The 18,885-nt window shown below is 40.0% G+C and carries 14 protein-coding genes; 13 read left to right on the top strand and 1 reads right to left on the bottom strand.

Annotated elements, in window-relative coordinates; all coding sequences use genetic code 11:
• The first annotated feature begins 90 nt into the window (after positions 1 to 90).
• The 7 genes from HYU69_06135 to hemH all read left to right on the top strand — a co-directional run bounded on the left by HYU69_06135 (position 91) and on the right by hemH (position 8,104).
• On the top strand, positions 91 to 1,368 hold the full coding sequence (locus tag HYU69_06135; protein MBI2269924.1) for an HlyC/CorC family transporter: 1,278 nt from the start codon (positions 91 to 93) through the stop codon (positions 1,366 to 1,368).
• Positions 1,369 to 1,386: 18 nt separating this feature from the next.
• Positions 1,387 to 2,928, top strand: coding sequence for a hypothetical protein (locus tag HYU69_06130; protein MBI2269923.1), 1,542 nt, complete (start codon positions 1,387 to 1,389; stop codon positions 2,926 to 2,928).
• Positions 2,929 to 2,971: 43 nt separating this feature from the next.
• On the top strand, positions 2,972 to 3,451 hold the full coding sequence (locus tag HYU69_06125; GenBank protein ID MBI2269922.1) for a hypothetical protein: 480 nt from the start codon (positions 2,972 to 2,974) through the stop codon (positions 3,449 to 3,451).
• Positions 3,452 to 3,531: 80 nt separating this feature from the next.
• The gene (lnt, locus tag HYU69_06120; protein MBI2269921.1) at positions 3,532 to 5,163 is read left to right on the top strand and encodes an apolipoprotein N-acyltransferase; all 1,632 of its coding nucleotides are present in this window, start codon (positions 3,532 to 3,534) and stop codon (positions 5,161 to 5,163) included.
• Positions 5,164 to 5,196: 33 nt separating this feature from the next.
• Positions 5,197 to 6,600, top strand: coding sequence for a dihydrolipoyl dehydrogenase (gene lpdA / locus HYU69_06115; GenBank protein ID MBI2269920.1), 1,404 nt, complete (start codon positions 5,197 to 5,199; stop codon positions 6,598 to 6,600).
• 59 nt (positions 6,601 to 6,659) lie between these two features.
• Positions 6,660 to 7,034 carry a four helix bundle protein gene (locus tag HYU69_06110; GenBank protein MBI2269919.1) on the top strand — a complete coding sequence of 125 codons (375 nt, stop codon included), beginning with the start codon at positions 6,660 to 6,662 and terminating at the stop codon, positions 7,032 to 7,034.
• A gap of 56 nt (positions 7,035 to 7,090) precedes the next feature.
• Complete coding sequence (gene hemH / locus HYU69_06105; GenBank protein ID MBI2269918.1) at positions 7,091 to 8,104, top strand: ferrochelatase; 1,014 nt, start codon at positions 7,091 to 7,093, stop codon at positions 8,102 to 8,104.
• A 22-nt stretch (positions 8,105 to 8,126) separates the two neighbouring features.
• On the opposite strand, the gene HYU69_06100 is transcribed toward hemH, so the two are convergent.
• The gene (locus HYU69_06100; protein ID MBI2269917.1) at positions 8,127 to 10,148 is read right to left on the bottom strand and encodes a T9SS type A sorting domain-containing protein; all 2,022 of its coding nucleotides are present in this window, start codon (positions 10,146 to 10,148) and stop codon (positions 8,127 to 8,129) included.
• A 255-nt stretch (positions 10,149 to 10,403) separates the two neighbouring features.
• Between HYU69_06100 and HYU69_06095 the strand changes: the two genes are divergently transcribed.
• The 6 genes from HYU69_06095 (at position 10,404) to HYU69_06070 (ending at position 18,874) form a co-directional block, all read left to right on the top strand.
• The gene (locus HYU69_06095; protein ID MBI2269916.1) at positions 10,404 to 11,771 is read left to right on the top strand and encodes an anthranilate synthase component I family protein; all 1,368 of its coding nucleotides are present in this window, start codon (positions 10,404 to 10,406) and stop codon (positions 11,769 to 11,771) included.
• The gene (gene tilS / locus HYU69_06090; protein MBI2269915.1) at positions 11,701 to 13,080 is read left to right on the top strand and encodes a tRNA lysidine(34) synthetase TilS; all 1,380 of its coding nucleotides are present in this window, start codon (positions 11,701 to 11,703) and stop codon (positions 13,078 to 13,080) included. Before HYU69_06095 ends, tilS begins: the two co-directional genes overlap by 71 nt.
• A gap of 144 nt (positions 13,081 to 13,224) precedes the next feature.
• Positions 13,225 to 13,773 (top strand): hypothetical protein, encoded by a 549-nt coding sequence (locus tag HYU69_06085; protein MBI2269914.1) that lies wholly within the window; start codon positions 13,225 to 13,227, stop codon positions 13,771 to 13,773.
• 67 nt (positions 13,774 to 13,840) lie between these two features.
• Entirely contained in the window at positions 13,841 to 14,134 is a 294-nt protein-coding gene (locus HYU69_06080) for a hypothetical protein (protein MBI2269913.1), read from the top strand.
• Positions 14,135 to 14,281: 147 nt separating this feature from the next.
• The gene (locus HYU69_06075) at positions 14,282 to 16,318 is read left to right on the top strand and encodes a thioredoxin family protein (GenBank protein MBI2269912.1); all 2,037 of its coding nucleotides are present in this window, start codon (positions 14,282 to 14,284) and stop codon (positions 16,316 to 16,318) included.
• A gap of 96 nt (positions 16,319 to 16,414) precedes the next feature.
• On the top strand, positions 16,415 to 18,874 hold the full coding sequence (locus HYU69_06070; GenBank protein MBI2269911.1) for a T9SS type A sorting domain-containing protein: 2,460 nt from the start codon (positions 16,415 to 16,417) through the stop codon (positions 18,872 to 18,874).
• Positions 18,875 to 18,885: the final 11 nt, after the last annotated feature.

The raw sequence follows: 18,885 nt of genomic DNA, 5'->3' as shown, positions 1-18,885 counted from the left end.
TACCCATGCACAAGCTCTCTCAATGGCATGGAGGCTTGCCGCAAGCTCTTGTAGCCGGGGTATAATAGCAGAATAACGTAGATTTGTACCGTGGAAATACTTGTAGTAATTATTCTGACCTTAATAAATGGCTTTTTTGCTTTGGCTGAAATAGCATTAGTCTCGGTAAAAAAAAGCCGTATCGAACATCTTGCTTCGCAAGGAAGTGCCAGGGCAAAGGACATTTTACGGCTGATGGAAAACCCGGAAAATTTCTTATCATCTGTTCAGGTTGGAATAACCTTGATCGGCATTATTGCGGGTGCTTATGGAGGCGCCACACTTACGGTCGATTTGGAAAATGTTTTGGCATCCTTTACCCTCCTTCATCCATATACGTACAATATATCATTGGTAATTGTAATCGGCGGCATTACCTATTTTACCATTGTAATCGGCGAATTGGTTCCCAAATCCATCGCGATGAATAATGCCGAAAAAATAGCAATGATTTGTGTGCCTGTTATAAAATATTTTACCATGGCTGCTTATCCTTTTGTAAAACTACTGTCTGTCTCAACCCAGATCATTTTAAAAATAGTTGGTGTTAATGAAAACAAAAGCGAAAACACAAGTGAGGAAGAATTGCGTTACATATTAAAAGTGGCAGGAAAGCAAGGCGTATTGGAAACAGAAGAAAGTCAGGTTCACCAAAACCTGTTTTACTTCACTGATCAAACAGCAAAATCGCTCATGACGCGCAGTTCGGAAGTTGAATGGATTAATTATAACCACGACAAGCAAACCATTTTCAAACAATTGGAGGAAAGTGTACACTCTAAGTTTGTTGTGGGCGATGGCTCAATTGAAAAAGTAAAGGGAGTAATTACGATAAAGGATTTTTTCGAAAACTACAACGCTGAGAACTTTAAGTTGGACGATGTTATAAGTATCCCTGTTTATATTGCCGAAAGCACTCCTGCCTTTAAAATTTTAAACATTTTCAAGCGTGAAAAGCAGTATATAGGTGTTGTCATTGATGAGTTTCAATTCATTAAGGGTATAGTAACCTTACATGATCTGTTTGAAGCGATAGTTGGAAATTTGCCTGATGAAGATGAAACAGATGAACTTAACATATTTAAAAGAGCGGACGGCTCATTTTTGATAAAGGGGAGCGCGCCGATATATGAGATCAATCAATATTTTCAGCAAGTGATCATTGAAGATAATACCCATCATTATACAACCATTTCCGGGTTTATTTTAAATCAGTTGCAAACCATTCCAAATGTAGGCGCTGTAGTTAATCACGGCAATTTTCAATTTGAAATTATGGATATGGATGGAGTGAGAATTGATAAGATTTTGATGGTTAGAATTAAGTAAGTAATAAAATTTTAGCATATGCGTTTTGTGGGCACCTTGTTCGTGCTGGTATCTGTCTTTTTAGTATCCGTGTTTGTGAGGATGGGCCTTATAAATAACGAGGTTAATAATTATGATCATTGCAATTTTTATCTGCTCACTACTTTTGAAAACTGGGATGAGAGAGGAATGGCAGCCTGCCATTTCAGTCCGATACTCACCTATAATAACCCGGGGGACAAGCACGTAGCTTTTTACAAACGACTTGAAAGTAAGGAAGGAGATAATTATTTTGTTTCATTTCCTCCTTTTTCATTTCTGTTTGCTTATGAAACATTTAAGTTATTTCATATTGTTCCGGGTAAGCTGGCAATACAATCACTCAATATCTTTTTACATTTTGTGAGCGCTTTTTTTGTTTACCTGCTTGTATTCAGGTATTCTAATAAAAACGATCCGCTTAAACTGCATTTGCCTTCCATTGTTGGGTTTACTGTCTACCTGTTTATTCCTATTGTGCTTTATATGCACACGGTTGTTTATTTTCCCGAAACACTTGGCATAGTGTTTTGGATCATTACTTTATACTTAACTCTCAGATGGGTGGATGCCAGTGTTGTGAACAAATCAAGGGCAGCATGTCTGGTGGCTATAGCTGTCTTTTTTATGATATATACTGAATGGATCGGGATTTTCTATGTTATTACCTTACTGATCGTTGTTCAACGCAGCAATCAGTTTGAGCAGTGGGAAAAATTGTTTTTGTTTAAAGCGGTATTGATTTCCTCGGTGTTGGCAATTGCATTACTATTGGTACAGTACAGCTCAATAGATGGGGTCGCTTCTCTTGTCAAAGCATTTGTGGTCCGTTATGCTGAACGCAGTGGATTGATGGATGCAACACACAGCGATATGGGTTTTAATTTTTTTACTGCTGGGTCATACATGCGTCTGGCGGCTAATTTAAATGGAGTGTTATTTCCGTTTGGACACTTATTAATTCTATTGATAATTGGTATTATTTTTAAAAAGGGATATGCATATTTGTTGCAGGTTATCAGGCGGAATAGGTTGTTGATAAGCTTGGCCACTGTACCCGGGATCATACATCTTTTTGTTTTTTTTAATTCAACGGTGATCCATAGTCATTGTGTTGCCGTGCTTGGTGTAAGTATCGCTTTGTTTTTGGGGTTGATGTCGGGATGGTTTCATAACAGAATGAATGCCGGCAGGAAAAGCGTGATCATTCAGGTTGTAATAATTATCGCGGCAGTTTTTTTTGTAAAGATAAATTTCGATGGGTCTCATCCTTCACATCCCGATCATTCGGCTTTAACAAAAGCTGCTATGTTCATCAGGAATGATGCGAAAAATGATGAGATGGTATTTTTAAATATCAGGACTGAATTGGCTAATCCTTTGCAATACGTTTCTTTTATTTCTAAACGAAACATGCTGTATGCAAATGACACACTCGATGCCAGGAAGAAATTGGAGGCCTTGCATAAATCTAAGGCGGTATTATACAGATTTAATGGAATAAATGAGGAACCGGTTGTATATCGGCTTTCAATTTATTAATATTGGCATGAAGATTGTTTTCTTTACTAAAAACTTAAAACATATGAGCACATTAAAACTTGGTTTATTGATTTTGTTTGCCGCTTTTTTTACTGTCAGCGATGCTGAAGTTTACGCGCAGCCCGCTTTGAGGATGAAAGCGCGCAGGGTCATTAAGCGTACCACGATAGTTGTCATGGCCGCGCATCGCAATGTAAAAGAGGGCAAAGTATATACGGGGGATCTGGCCCGTTCGATTGCCCACCAGAAATTCGCCCGGAGTTTATTCAGGCGTGGCATGTATGTAAGGGCGATACACCATTCGCGACGGGCAAGATTACTTGCAGTGATGGCAATTAAAGCGAACAAGGGAACCGATGTCGCTGAAGCCAAAGTTGATGCAGAGGAGGAACAATTGATGAAAAACCCTCCAAGCGACGATGAATTAGAGAAGGAATTGTTGAAAGAAATGCCCAATGAAAAAATGAAGGACGAGGATGTTGTTGGCACGTCTCCGGATATTGATATAAAAGACAAAGAATAACTGAAAGTCAACCGGTTCTTTTAAAGCCCTCTTTTTTAGAGGGCTTTTTTGTGTGAGTTACGAATGTATCTTTGTGTCGGATGAATAGAAGGAGAATAGTTTTATATCTGTTGCTAAGTGTGTTGTTATTAAGCATCGCCTGGCCCACATACGGCTTTGCGCCGTTTCTGTTTGTAGGTTTTGTTCCTCTGTTGCTTATTGAGAATGAGTTTTTTAAAAATCAGGTAAAACATAAAGTCTCACAGCTGTTTTTATACAGTTTCCTTTGCTTTGTTTTGTGGAATCTCTCTGTGAGCTGGTGGGTGTATTTTGCTTCCGGCGGCGGAGCCGCTATGGCGATATTGGCCAATGCCCTGCTTATGACAATGGTTTTTACAATAGCACATGTTGTAAAGAAAAAATTAAGCCATTTATTTAAATCCCGATTTGTCCTTTGGATAATAGATTATAACCTGATTTTTTTATTCTGTTGGATAGCTTTTGAATACCTGCACCACGATTGGGATCTTACTTACCCCTGGCTTACCCTTGGAAATGGCCTGGCAGCAAATTATAAACTTATTCAGTGGTATGAATACACAGGTATATTTGGCGGATCTCTTTGGGTATTACTTATAAATGTTTTTGTTGCAAATATTGTCATCCGGGTATCACATCAAAAAAAGTACACAATAGGCAAAATAAGCGGACTGGTGGCATTGGTTGTTTTCCCTATTGTATTGTCTGTCTTTCTTTATAATGACCGTTCTGTCGGCAATGGCCCCCAAATAAAGGTAGTGGCAGTACAGCCCAATATTGATCCCTACAATGAAAAATTCAGCGGAAACCATTCGGAACAGTTGAGCAAAATGCTGGCCTTGGGTCGTTCACAATTGGACAGCGCAACGGATTATTTAGTGTTCCCCGAAACAGCCCTGACCGAAAATATATGGGAAAACAACCTGGAGTATGTGAACAGTATAAAAGAGCTTCAGAAATTCTTAAAGGAGTACCCGAAATTGACGATAATCATTGGTGCAAGTACTGCCAGGTCATATAAAGCAGGAGAAACCTTTTCAGTAACAGCACAGAAATTCAAGGATAGCGATGAGTATTATGATAATTATAATACCGCATTTCAACTGGATAATACCGGACTGGTGCAGGTTTATCATAAATCGAAATTGGTACCCGGAGTTGAACGCATGCCGTTCCCGGGCTTAATGAAGCCGTTTGAAAAGCTCGCGATAGAACTAGGCGGAACTACAGGTAGTCTTGGTACGCAAAACGAACGGACGGTTTTTGTTTCAGGTAAGTCTGTTAAAATTGCTCCAATTATTTGTTATGAATCCATTTACGGCGAATTTGTAAGTGGTTATGTGAAAAACGGGGCGCAGGCTCTTTTCATCATTACAAACGACGGTTGGTGGGACGACACTCCTGGTTACAGGCAGCATTTAGTTTATGGGAGGCAGCGGGCAATAGAAACGAGGCGATGTATTGCGCGTTCGGCTAACACAGGAATATCGTGCTTTATTAATGAGCGGGGCGATATTGCAGAAGCAACGCCCTGGTGGCAGCCTGCTGTAATAAAAAGCACTGTCACATTAAATGATGAGTTTACCTTTTATACAAAATATGGCGATTATATTGGCCGTCTCGCATTATATATTTCAGCGGCTTTCATATTATTGGCCTTCCTTGGCCGATTTGTCATCTCCAAAAAGTCGTAACTTCGGGATCAGACTTTTCTTAAAATTAAGTTTATGGACAAATTTGATGTAACCGTTATTGGTTCCGGTCCCGGAGGCTATATTGCCGCGATTCGCTGCGCTCAAGTGGGAATGAAAGTGGCCATCGTTGAACGGTATGCCACACTTGGCGGTACCTGCTTAAATGTAGGCTGTATCCCTTCAAAAGCCCTTCTTGATTCCTCTGAACATTACCACAATGCAACACATAACTTTACTGCACATGGTATTGATATGAAGGATATTAAGGTTAACCTGGCACAGATGATCAAGCGTAAAGGTGAAGTTGTAAAGGCCACTACTGATGGTATCAATTACCTGATGAAAAAAAATAAGATCACAGTATATAACGGACATGGTTCATTTGTAAATAAAAGCATCATTGAGATAATTAAGGCAAACGGAACAAAAGAACAGATAGAAACAACTAAAGTCATTATTGCAACCGGCTCCAAGCCGGCTTCTTTGCCGGGAATTACTATTGATAAAAAAAGAGTGATCACTTCAACAGAAGTACTCAATTTGACCGAAGTTCCTAAACACATGGTAATTATTGGCGGCGGTGTTATTGGCCTGGAGTTGGGTTCTGTTTATGCACGTCTGGGTGCAAAGATCTCTGTCGTTGAATTTACGGATTCATTGATAGGTACCATGGATAAGGCACTGGGTAAGGAATTACAGAAGGTATTGAAAAAGGAAGGCTTTGAATTTTACTTCAGGCACAAAGTAACCGGAGCAGCTAATAACGGGAAAGAGGTTGTTGTTTCCGCTGATAATGAAAAGGGAGAGAAGGTCGGATTGAAAGGGGACTACTGTCTTGTTTCTGTCGGGCGTAAACCTTATACCGAAAATCTTGGTTTGGATAAGGCGGGAGTAAAGGTAGATAACAAGGGTAGGGTGGAAGTGGACGATCATTTGCAAACCAATGTGCCGGGCATCTTTGCAATAGGCGATGTAGTAAAAGGTGCCATGCTTGCTCATAAGGCTGAAGAAGAAGGTGTATTTGTTGCCGAAATAATGGCCGGACAGAAGCCGCACATTAACTATAATTTAATTCCCGGCGTGGTTTACACCTGGCCTGAAGTAGCAGCTGTTGGTTTTACAGAAGAGCAATTAAAAGAGCAGGGAAAAAAATACAAACAAGGTTCATACCCTTTCAAGGCCAGCGGCCGTGCGCGTGCGAGTATGGATACAGACGGATTTATTAAAGTACTTGCCGATTCTGAAACGGACGAAATTCTTGGCGTACACATGATCGGTCCCCGCGCTGCTGATATGATCGCCGAAGCTGTTGTTGCAATGGAGTACCGTGCTTCTGCCGAAGATATTTCACGTATAAGCCACGCGCATCCCACTTATACGGAAGCATTTAAAGAAGCCTGTTTGGATGCAACGGATAAAAGGGCATTGAATATGTAGAAGGGGAGTTATTAGGTTATTAAGTTATTCAGGCTTAATTTAAAAAATAGATTTAAGTGATGAGTTTTAATAGTTTCGAAGAATTAGCCGCTTGGCAGGAAGCAAGGAAAATCAGAGTTAAAATTTCTAAACTGACAAAAGCATTTCCGCCTGAAGAAAAATACAAACTTACTGATCAGATTTTGCGTTCTTCCCGTTCGCCGACAGCTAATATTGCTGAAGGTTACGGAAGGTTTCATCACCAGGAAAATATTCAATTTTGCCGAATTGCCCGTGCTTCTTTAAATGAAACGATCGATCACCTGATTTGTGCTTTTGATGAAGAATATATTTCCATTGAACTTTTGAATGAGTTTCGTAAAGAAATAGCTAATTGTATTAAAATTCTTAACGGATATATAGCGTACCTTAAAAAAACAAAAGATGGCAACTAATTTTTTAAATTAAGCCTGAATAACTCAATAACTTAATAACCCAATAACTTTTCCTTTTGAAAACCGGAATCCTGCTAATTAACCTCGGCACCCCCGACAGCCCTTCAACAGCTGATGTGCGGAAATACCTCACAGAATTTTTGAATGATCCGAGAGTAATTGATATAAATCCCATTGCGCGCTTTTTTTTGGTGAATGCGATCATTGTTCCTTTTCGTGCTTCAAAATCGGCGAAGTTGTACCAGCAAATATGGACTGAAAAAGGGTCTCCGCTTTTAATTCATGGACAAAGTGTGAAAGAAAAATTGCAGGATGCGTTAGGAGATAATTATATTGTTGAATTGGGTATGCGTTATCAGAGCCCATCCATTGATTCTGCTTTGGCTGACTTACGTGAACAAAAGGTTTCAAAGATCATCGTTCTTCCTTTATATCCCCAGTATGCCTCATCCAGTACAGAGTCATCCATTGATAAGACGAAGGATGTGTTACGCAAATGGGATGGCGCGCCCCCCGTTAAGATCATCAGTAAATTTTATGATGTTCCGGGTTATATCGATTCAATGGTGGTCATTGCTGGACAGTACAATTTAAATGAGTACGATCATTTTTTATTCAGCTACCATGGTTTGCCGGAAAGACATATTATAAAGGATTCTGCATATTTTGGTACAAATACCTGTGCATTTGGAAGTTGTTGCGATAGTGTCAATGCAAATAATCAGTATTGTTACAGGGCGGCATGTTTCGAAACAACACGTCAATTGGTAAAGCGGTTGAATATTCCTCAGGACAAGTACACAACTGCATTTCAATCGCGGCTTAATGATAAGTGGCTGAAGCCCTATTCGGATAAAGTGGTTGAGGAAAAGGCAAAACAGGGAATTAAACGAATGCTCGTGTTCTCTCCCGCTTTTGTGGCGGATTGCCTGGAAACGATTTATGAGATAGGAGTTGAGTACAACGAAATATTCCGTGAGCATGGCGGTGAAAAGCTGCAGCTGGTTGAAAGCCTGAACAGCCACCCTAAATGGATTGAGGCCCTGAAACAACTGGTGTTGAAAAACTGATCCTCAATATTAGTACCGGAAATTATTTTATTATAATTTTTTGCTTATAAATTTCATTTCGAACGTAGCCAATGGCCATGTATACGCCCGGGCTAAGCATTTGTTTCTCGTCGATAGCTTCAAGTGCGGAGCCATTTATATCGGTAAAAGTAACCTTCGAAAAAACTGTTTGCCCCAAAACATTAATTAACACAACCAATACTTTTTCTTCACCAGTCAGGCCCTTAAGTTTTAAATAGATGGTTTTCCCATCAGAAGGATTGGGAAAAACAATGATTTCGCCTTTATCATTGCCCGAACCTTCACTTTGTGTGCAGGTAAAAATATTCGAATAAGTATATTTTCCGTCAAAATCGACCTGCTTTAAGCGGTAGTAATAGTCGGCCCCCGTATTGTTAACTGTCGCAGTATAACTTTTTAATTCTCCATTGGTGCCGCTTCCTTTTATTTGTTTCACCATTTCAAAATTATTTCCATCAACTGATCGCTCAAGTATAAAGTAGTCATTATTTGTTTCCGAGGCTGTTCTCCATTCTATAATACTATAGTTGTTTTGAGTGAAACACTCAAGAGATACTAATTCTATAGGTAACAAAGCGCCGCATGTTCCTTGCGGTTTAAATCTCCATAAATCATTCAGTCGGCTTGCTCCACCAGCTGAAGCAACGGACCTTCCTTCACCTCCGAAAAGATAAAAGTTGCCATCGTTATCTTTCCATTGATAGTTTGAAAGGTGATTCCTTCCCCCGGGATTATTTGTTGCCGCTGAAACACCTTTTGTACCATATACTCCAAAGTTGTTGGTTGTTGAATTTCCCTTTAACCAAACCCATTGATTACCTGTGATTGTGTATACCCATAAATTATCAAAATAATTCGTAGAAGGTTGTCCATCTCCTCCAAAAATCCAGGCATGTTGGTAAAGGTTATCGATCCAGGATGCTCCATATCTGCGCCCGCCTGGATTGTTACTGGCGGCGGAAACACATTGTGTGCCGTAACTATTTGTAGACACTACCAGACTATCTCCGGATACCCATGTCCATTCGTTTGTGGATGTATTATATGACCACAGATCACCTAAACGGCCGGTTGTTGCCCCACCGGATATTGAGCCCCGGCCTATGCCACCCATAAGCCAAAAAGTACCCGTGTTATCTTTCCAGCAAAGAGCTGCATATCTTCCTCCCGGATTGTTTGTTGAGGCAGGTACTCCCTTAGTTCCATAAACCCCATTTTTATCCTGTGTACTGTCACCTTTTATCCATGTCCAGTTCCCTGAAGAAATATCATACTTCCATAAATCATTTAAGTTCTTATTTGAAGTGGAGGATGCCGCATACCCATTTCCTCCCAAAGCCCATAAATTGCCCGATGCATCAATCCAATGAGCTGGTGCATGGCGGGCACCCGGATTATTGGCGGCGGCGGCCGTTCCTAAAGTTCCATAAACACCTTTTTTATTGGATACAGTATCACCTTTTATCCAGGTCCATTGATCGGTAGAAGGATTATATTTCCAAATATCATTAGTCCTGTCTGTTGAAACATATGGTGTGGTAGTAAGACCGATTCCGGCAAAGCACATGAAATTACCAGAGGCGTCTACCCAACAAGCTGAATGCCATCGGTAGCCCAATTTATTTGTTGCTGCAGCAACTCCTTTCGTGCCATATGTACAATATTTTGTCCCTACCCTGGTGCTATCTCCTTTGATCCATGTCCAATTATTAGTTGCTGCATTATATTTCCACAGATCATTTAATGAAGTCCATGTGCCTGAATTGGCATATCCGTCACCTCCAAACATCCATAAATTACCTGAATTATCAGTCCATACAAGGTGTCCATCGCGTGATCCTGGTTTATTTCCAACTGCTTCAGTCCCCATCGTTCCATAAACGCCATTTTTATTAATGGCACTGTCACCGGTCATCCATGTCCATTCACCACCCTGTGCCCAGGCATAATTGCAGGAAATAGCAGAAAAAATCACGAGAGAAAAAAAGCGTAATTCAACATGAACATGTCTCTCCTTTTTCATTTTTCTATTTTCTGATAAATTTTCAGGCTGTAGTATGTTAAAACACCTTTGCGGATACTGGCTAATTCTGTCGCATATATCTATATGCAGTTATTTAATACGAAAAAATACTCCTAAAAGTTACGATTTTTTACGATAAATTAGTTTCCTGAAAATAATGATATTTTTCGTGATTTCCTGAAGGATCAAAATAAAGGAGTTTGATATTTATAACCAAGGTTGTATGTAATTAAATTCCTTATATCTTGTTGAACTATGCGCAGTTTTATTAAAACAGAATTACAAGACATAAAGGATTTTGCAAATAAATTATTGCATTGGTGTAGTACATTTGAGAATGTAAGTTTTTTAAATAGTAATGGTAATGTCTCTGCTTCATATGAGCATATTGACGTTGAACATTCCTACGATCTGATGTTGGGTGTCGACTCTGTTAGTTCCTGTAAGTTCAATGGTAATAATGCTTTCGGAGAGTTAAAACAATATTATACGCAAACCAACGACTGGCTATTTGGTCATTTTTCGTACGACCTGAAAAATCAAATTGAAAAACTTACTTCAAACAATTTTGACGGAATTCAGTTTCCCGAAATGTATTTTTTTCAACCCAGGTATTTGTTTTTGCTGAAAGGGAACCATCTTCAGGTCGGCTATCTGAAACAATATTCCACCGAAGTTCAAATGAGAGAGCTGATTAAAACCATTTCAAGCCAGCCAGCAACCGCTAACCATCAGCCGGTAACATGTTCTGTTAATTCCCGTATCACAAAAGAAAAATATATTTCCGGTGTAAATTCAATCAAAAAACATATCCGTCGCGGTGATATCTATGAAATGAATTTTTGTATGGAGTTTTTTGCCGAGCAGGCAATCCTTGATCCTGTACAAACATATTTATCCCTTAACGAAGTTTCGCAAACCCCTTTTTCGGCCTTTTATAAAATAAAAGATAGCTATTTACTTTCATCAAGTCCGGAACGGTTCCTGAAGAAATCCGGGAACAGGCTTTTGTCGCAGCCGATAAAAGGTACTGCAAGACGCGGAGAGAATTTATTTGAAGACGAACAATTAAAGAGCAGGCTTCACTTTGATGAAAAGGAACGGAATGAAAATGTAATGATAGTTGACCTGGTTCGGAATGACTTGTCCCGGTCAGCTATACAGGGAAGCGTTAAAGTGGAGGAATTATACGGCGTGTATACCTTCAGGCAGGTTCACCAGATGATATCGAGTGTAAGTGCTGAATTGAAAGAGGGATTTCATTTTATTGATGCCATTAAAAATGCTTTTCCCATGGGTTCCATGACAGGGGCGCCAAAAGTAAAAGCAATGGAGTTGATCGAACAATATGAATCTACGAAACGCGGGTTGTATTCGGGAGCGGTTGGTTATATAACACCTTCAGGAGATTTTGATTTTAATGTGGTGATCAGGAGCATTTTGTACAACGCTTCGGATAAGTATTTGTCATTCATGGTAGGAAGTGCTATAACAAGCCGGGCCAATGCTGAGCAGGAATATGATGAATGTCTTTTGAAAGCAAATGCTATGCTTGAAGTGCTGGGAGCGCATCATTTGGAGCCTGGAAATAAATATTCAAAAGGAGATGCTCAACCGGTTTAAAAAATTTATTTCCGATAAGGATCTGTTCACTCCTGAACATAAGCTGTTATTGGCTGTAAGTGGAGGGATCGATTCGGTCGTGCTTGCGTATTTATGTCACGAAGCCGGATATAAATTCGGTATTGCACATTGCAATTTTGGTTTGCGTGGAAAAGAGAGCGAAGGGGATGAGAAATTTGTAAAACAGTTGGCGAAAAAGTTTAAAGTCCAATTTCATACCAAGCGCTTTGATACGCAAGCTTTTGCAGGGAAGCATAATGTTTCTGTTCAAATGGCAGCGCGGCAATTGAGGTACGAATGGTTTGAAGAGATTCGAAAGGCAAATAAGTATGATTACGTTGCAATTGCCCACCATAAGGACGATGAAATAGAAACTTTATTCATCAATTTAATCCGTGGTACGGGTATTGGAGGCCTGCATGGAATTCCTTTACAAAGGGGTAAGATCGTTCGCCCTTTATTGTTTGCGACAAGGTTCGATATTGAAGACTATGTTAAGAAGAATGAAATATCGTTTCGCGAGGACAGCAGTAACAGTTCTGATAAATATATCCGGAATAAGCTCCGGCATAAAGTCATCCCTGTTTTAAAGGAAATCAATCCTAATCTGGGGGCCGCCATCAGCAGGGATATTGAATACTTTCAGCAGGTAGAAAAAGTTTACAGGGAAGCGATTGGCGAAAAACTTCCGAGACTGATCGTAAAGAAGAAAAATGGGGTTGAAGTGGATGTGAGAAAGCTGTTAAAGCTTGATCCGGCTCCCGTTTATTTATATGAGTTATTGAGCCCCTATGGATTTAACGAGACTGTTTGCAATGATGTATTGAAAGCAATGATTGATGATCGCACAGGCAGACAATTTTTTTCGGCTACACATCGCCTGGTAAAAGACAGATTTAGGCTCATCATTACTTCAAACACGGTTTCAGGTGATGGCGAATATGTTATTCGGCCAGGGATGAAAAAAGTAACTGAGCCACTTTCGCTAACATTTTCAAAAATTAAGGCCGGTTCGTATACTATTTCCCGGTCAACACAGGTGGCGAGTGTCGACTTTAATAAATTAAAATTTCCTTTGATCATCCGTAAATGGCGAAAAGGGGATGCTTTCAGACCATTGGGTATGAAGCATAAAAAGAAACTGAGCGATTTTTTTATTGATAATAAATTCTCCTTAATTGATAAGGAGAACACGTGGTTGCTTACATCCGGCACCCATATTGTTTGGGTTATAGGGCATAGGATCAATGATCGTTTTAAGGTGGCCGATAAAACAGAGATTGTTTATGTTATGTCCATTTTAATTTAGAATTTAAGAATTGGGATTAAGAATTTTGAAAAAGAAAACATAGTACTATTGAACTGATTTTAGCATGATTTTGCAGAGCTTTGATCCCGAATATGATTCCTGAAAAATATATCTATTTGCTATTTTTATGACTATATTTAAATGATGGACAAACCAATCCTTTTTGAAGAGAAACAATACCTGGGTTCGAATAACCAATCCATACTTCGTAGAACTGTATTGGCGTTGTTTTGTTTTTTAGCTTATTATTGGTCCGAAAATCCCAAGCCCGTTGATGTATCAGGTATTCACATTGGTTCGTATCCGGTTCAGAGCATTGAAAATTCAGGTCAGCTTTTTTTTATCATGGGTATTATCATCCTGTTGTTTTCAATTGGTCTTGTATTTATTGTCCATATGCATACCATTGTACAGAATGACGGCATCATCTTAACCGGTTTGTGGACATCCAGGAAGGTGAAGATAAAATTTACCGATATAGCTTCAGTCCGGAAAGTAAGGTACCGTAAACATTCTGTTGGACGCTCTGTGTATAATCTGCATAGTAAGGGGAAGATTCGTTTTTACACGCGTGGAAATGAGCTTGTTGAGTTGACTGATAGGACAGGGCTTAAATACCGCATCGGGAGCCAGAGAGCGGGTGAACTACTGGAAATAATTAAGGATAGGCTGACCGGAAAAAGCGGCGTGTAAATTTTTTTAGTTTTTTTGTAACGTTTTTCAAACAAATGCGTTTAACATCATTAAGAACCTATTATTTATGGAAGCAAACATTAAACGACCCGAAGTTATTGAGAAGGAGGAAGTGGTCAATCTCCGGTTCCCTGCGGCAGAAGTGTTAATTTCAGCCGATGATATTAAGGCACGTAAAACGGAGCTCGACAAGGCCTTAAAGTTGGGTAACGTTGAACACGGAAAAATTAAAATAATATTTGAGGATGCAAATGGCATCAAGCAGATAGAAACAACAATATGGGGTGTAACCGATAAACGGATCATTTTAAAGCAGGGAATTGTACTCCCCATCCATCGTATCCATGAAATAAAAATTTAGTCAAAACTTTTTTTCTTGTTTGGTTTAATTGTTTTTGATTAAATTTTCCACAGCCGGTATCACTCGTTGGTATCGGCTTTGGTTTGTTTAGCCTCTCCCATAAAAATTCCGTATTTTTACCATTCATTTCAGGGTATTATAAATATTATGATCAGTTTGTTTAAAAAATCATTCGCAGCGCTGTTCATTATTTTATGGGCTGGCAATTATAGTGGGGCGCAGGTAAACCTCGCTGCACAAATAAAACATCCGGCTAAATGGAGTTATTCAATCCTTAAGATCAGTGATACCGAAAGTGAACTGGTCATGAAAGCCAGTATAGAGCCTGACTGGCATTTATACTCTCCTTTTCAAACCTATAAAGATGAGCCCGGTCCTCAAGCCGCTATTTTTACATTTAAGCCTGATAAAAAAAATTATAACCTTGTAGGTAAATTAAATGAAAGTAAAGTCATTAAAGAGAGGGACGAAATCTTTGAAGTGGATGTGCGTTACTTTACAGACGAAGCAATATTCAGGCAAAAAATAAAGCGATTGTCCGGTGATCCGTTTAAGATAACCGGTACAATATCCTACCAGGTTTGTAAGGAAGTTTGTATCCCAGAAGAAGAATATTTTACGTTTAAATTTGACAGAGCGGAACTGCCGTCTGGTATAGACACGTCTAAAACAAATCCTATCGCTGTCGATTCTGCTGTGGCCGATACAGTCAGGAAAACTTCGGTTGAAGCGGGTATAACAACTGTCCCGGCTCCCCCTGTTAATGATTGCAGTCCTTTCGCATCTTTTTGGTACGGCATATTGGCCGGTTTAGGTGCGTTGTTGGCTCCATGTATCTTTTCAATGCTTCCTTTAACAACCGCATTTTTTGTAAAGCAAAGTAAAAAGCGTTCACATGGCATTCAAAAAGCAATGCTATACGGTTTCTTTATCATTCTGATCTTCGATGTACTCGGAATTGTATTCGGTAATTTTGTTTATGGTATATCCTCTCACGAGTATTTTAACCTATTTCTCTTTGTTTTATTTATGATATTTGCATTCTCCTTTTTCGGAGCATTTGAGATTACGTTGCCTAATGCTTTGGTGAATAAGGCCGATCAGGCATCTGACCGTGGCGGTGTTGTCGGGATATTTTTTATGGCCTTAACACTGGCACTTGTTTCTTTTTCGTGTACTGTTCCGTATGTAGCAGGTTTGATCACACTTGTTAATTCTGGAAGTGTTATTTGTCCCTTGATGGGATTCACCGGTTTTGGTTTAAGCCTGGCCTTGCCCTTTGTAATTTTCGCCATGTTCCCCGGCTGGCTGCATTCCCTGCCTAAATCAGGTGGCTGGATGAACACGGTAAAGGTTTCATTGGGTTTTTTGGAAGTGGCGCTGGCCATGAAGTTTTTTTCCAATGCCGACCTGGTTGCCGGCTGGCACCTCATATCAAGAGAAATGTTCATCGCCATTTGGGTTGTATGTTTTGGTCTGATGGGTATTTATTTGTTAGGACTCATAAAGTTTCAGCACGATGATGTCGGCAGGGTTATTTCTGTACCAAGAGCAGTTATTGCGATCGTTGTCTTATCATTTACACTTTACCTGTTTCCCGGATTATTCGGAGCGCCGGTTAATTTGATCGCGGGTTTTCCACCGCCTCAAACGGCCGAATGGAGTGAGAACCTTGATATATATAACGGCGCATCTTCATCTTCCGATATTAAAAAGGTGAATGATATACACAGTGCACGTTGTCCGAAAGGATTGGTTAATTGCTTCCATGATTATGATAAAGCAATATCTTATGCTAAAGAAGCTGGCAAGCCTGTTATGATCGATTTTACAGGTTGGACCTGTGTGAACTGTCGTAAAATGGAACAGAATGTATGGTCTGATCCCCAGGTATTAAAGCGTATTCGCGATGAATATGTGCTGGTGTCACTTTATGTGGATGATCGGGAAAAACTGGCTCCTGATGCGATCTACACAAATAAAGAGGGAAGAGAAATAAATACAGTTGGAAAAAAATGGCTGGATTTCCAATTGTCGCATTATAAAGTAAATGCTCAACCTTATTATGTATTGGTGGACCATAGCGGAAAAGAACTGGTACCTCCAGTGGGTTATACGCCGAATGTTGACGAATATATAAAGTACCTCGATGCAGGGAAAGCAGCTTTTCTAAGCAGGAAATAGGTTATCTGTCCGATCAATACGCTCTATTGGAAATCCCGTTTTTTCTTCCTATTTTAGAAATAAGCAAATTTTCAGTTTAATTCTAAAGTCTCTCCCATGAATAAACTAAAGGCTATATGCTTTCTGCTCGTTTCTATTGTTTCAGTTTCAAGGGGACAAAAAGTTTTTGATCTTATCCAGAGTGATGATCCGGTTAAAGTTTCGGAAGTGGTGAAGGAGGCTGAAAATTATTTTTCAAAAGCAGGGCAGGAAAATAATTCAGGGTATAAATTGTATGAGCGATGGTTAGATTGGGCTACCCGCAGCATGGATGCTAATGGCTATACCATTACTTCAAAGCAGGCGTATGAAGAACGGCAAAAATTTGACAATACATTTAAGAATAATAAAATGGCCTTTAATGGTGATTGGAAAGAGCTTGGTCCAAAAGAATGGACTTTGGCTTCAAGTTGGTCTGCCGGACTCGGACGTATTGTAAGTATGGCCGTTGAGCCGAACAATCAACAGTTGATGTATGTTGGTTCACCTGGTGGCGGGTTATGGAAATCTGTTAATGCAGGTTTGTCCTGGGTTCCGCTTACAGATCAGGCGAACATGTCTATTTGGTCGATCGCCATCGATCCCATAGATAACAATAAAGTATATGTAGGTAACACAAGCGGCCTGATAAAAAGCAGTGATGGGGGAATAACGTGGGTGTCGGCAACCGGAAGTCAGGGCACGCCCAGAAGAATTCTCATTCACCCAACCAATACCAACCAAATATGGGCGGCCAGTACTTCCGGTATCTTTTATTCTTCCAATTCCGGACTCACTTTTTCAAAAGTATCAGCGCTCTCTACCGAGGATATAGATTTTAAACCTGGAGATCCCTCCACCATGTATGCCTGTGGCAACGACTTTCAGTTGTCAACCGATGGGGGTTTGACCTGGACAAAAATTACAAGTGGTATAATAGCTGCCGAAAGGATGAGGATGGATGTTACTCCTGCTGCGCCACAAAATATTTATCTTCTTCAGAAAAAGGGAAGCGGATTCGGCAGGATTTACCGGTCGGTTGACAGCGGAAATAGTTTCAGCATTATGTGTGACATAGCCAATTCCGGAACTCCGAATTACCTTGGATCGCAGGCAAGCAGAAATATGGGTATAGCGGTTTCCAATACCAATGCAAACGAGGTTCATATAGGTGGGTTGGATTATTACAGATCAATGGATGGAGGCGCCACCTTTACAAAACTTTGCGCCTGGAATTCTCCCGGGAGTTCCTCTTATGTACATGCAGATATTGAGTTTATGAATTATGTAAATGGGAAAATATATGTCGGTTCGGACGGAGGGATTTTCCGGAGTTCAAACCAGGGAAATACAATGACCGATCTTACTCAAAATGGAGTTGGAGTAAGACAATATTACCGCATCGGTGGTTATCCGGCGGATGCAAATCTGGTGGGAGGAGGATCCCAGGATAATGGAACAAGTATAATGAAAGGTTCAAGTCATGAATTTGTTGAGTGGCTGGGAGCCGATGGCATGGAAACATTTATTGATTATACAAACCCTAATATTCTTTATGGCACTTCGCAATATGGGACCTTATATAAAAGCACTAATGGAGGATCTTCGCGTAATACATTATCAGGCCCGGGCGATGGAAAAGGGGAGTGGGAAACACCATTTGAAATGGATCCAATAGATCACAATACCATTTATGTAGGATATGAAGAGTTGTTCCGGAGTCGTACCGCTGCTGCGAGTGGTTCATGGGTTAGTCTGACCGACAGTGTTCCCCTGGTTGATGATCTTGATGAAGTGAAAATAGCTCCTTCAAACAATGATTATATTTATATTGCCGAAAATGCCAGTATGTGGCGAACAAAAAACGGTCAGGAGGATCCGCCTTTGTGGACATCTATAACCGGCTTCACGGGAACTGTAAATTATATTGCAATTGATCCGGATGATCCCGAGCATGTAGCGATAGCAACAAGTGGTTCACGGATCTATGTAACATCGAATGCCGGGGATACATGGACTGAAATTTCAGGAAATGTGCCAAATGTTTCACATTTCTGTGTAGCATATGATGACCTTCCCGAAAACGGATTGTATGTCGGAACTTCTTCAGGTGTTTATTATACGACTAATGATCAAATAACATGGACTCCGTTTTCAACTAATCTGCCCAAAGTTGAAGTGAGAGAACTCGACATTCACTTTGGTTCACGGAAGATACGTGCAGGTACATATGGAAGAGGCATCTGGGAATCTACAATTGTTGACCCCAATGTTCCTTTGAATACGTATGCTGTAAATAAAGAGGACAATTCAAAAGTGACATTATATCCGAATCCGGTAACTGATGTATTGAATTTTAAAATTGACAGAGACCTTAATTTAGAATCTGTAACTGTAATAAATGCGATCGGAAAAGAGGTAATGCAGATCGATAAACCTGTTGGAAGTATAGATCTGTCACAACTTTCAAAAGGAATCTATTTAATGCAATTAAACTCCGGCGGGCAGCGAATCACAAAAAGGATCATCATTAAGTAAAAACCTGATGG

The sequence above is a fragment of the Bacteroidota bacterium genome, from assembly GCA_016183775.1.
Lineage (GTDB): Bacteria > Bacteroidota > Bacteroidia > JABDFU01 > JABDFU01 > JABDFU01.
This window is presented reverse-complemented; position numbering and strand designations above follow the sequence as displayed.

Coding starts and splice junctions, on each gene's coding strand:
- HYU69_06075 (MBI2269912.1), top strand. CDS start 14,282: ATGATCAGTTTGTTTAAAAAATCATTCGCAGCGCTGTTCATTATTTTA.
- HYU69_06100 (MBI2269917.1), bottom strand. CDS start 10,148: ATGAAAAAGGAGAGACATGTTCATGTTGAATTACGCTTTTTTTCTCTC.
- HYU69_06130 (MBI2269923.1), top strand. CDS start 1,387: ATGCGTTTTGTGGGCACCTTGTTCGTGCTGGTATCTGTCTTTTTAGTA.
- lpdA (MBI2269920.1), top strand. CDS start 5,197: ATGGACAAATTTGATGTAACCGTTATTGGTTCCGGTCCCGGAGGCTAT.
- HYU69_06070 (MBI2269911.1), top strand. CDS start 16,415: ATGAATAAACTAAAGGCTATATGCTTTCTGCTCGTTTCTATTGTTTCA.
- HYU69_06110 (MBI2269919.1), top strand. CDS start 6,660: ATGAGTTTTAATAGTTTCGAAGAATTAGCCGCTTGGCAGGAAGCAAGG.
- HYU69_06095 (MBI2269916.1), top strand. CDS start 10,404: ATGCGCAGTTTTATTAAAACAGAATTACAAGACATAAAGGATTTTGCA.
- lnt (MBI2269921.1), top strand. CDS start 3,532: ATGAATAGAAGGAGAATAGTTTTATATCTGTTGCTAAGTGTGTTGTTA.
- HYU69_06085 (MBI2269914.1), top strand. CDS start 13,225: ATGGACAAACCAATCCTTTTTGAAGAGAAACAATACCTGGGTTCGAAT.
- HYU69_06125 (MBI2269922.1), top strand. CDS start 2,972: ATGAGCACATTAAAACTTGGTTTATTGATTTTGTTTGCCGCTTTTTTT.
- HYU69_06080 (MBI2269913.1), top strand. CDS start 13,841: ATGGAAGCAAACATTAAACGACCCGAAGTTATTGAGAAGGAGGAAGTG.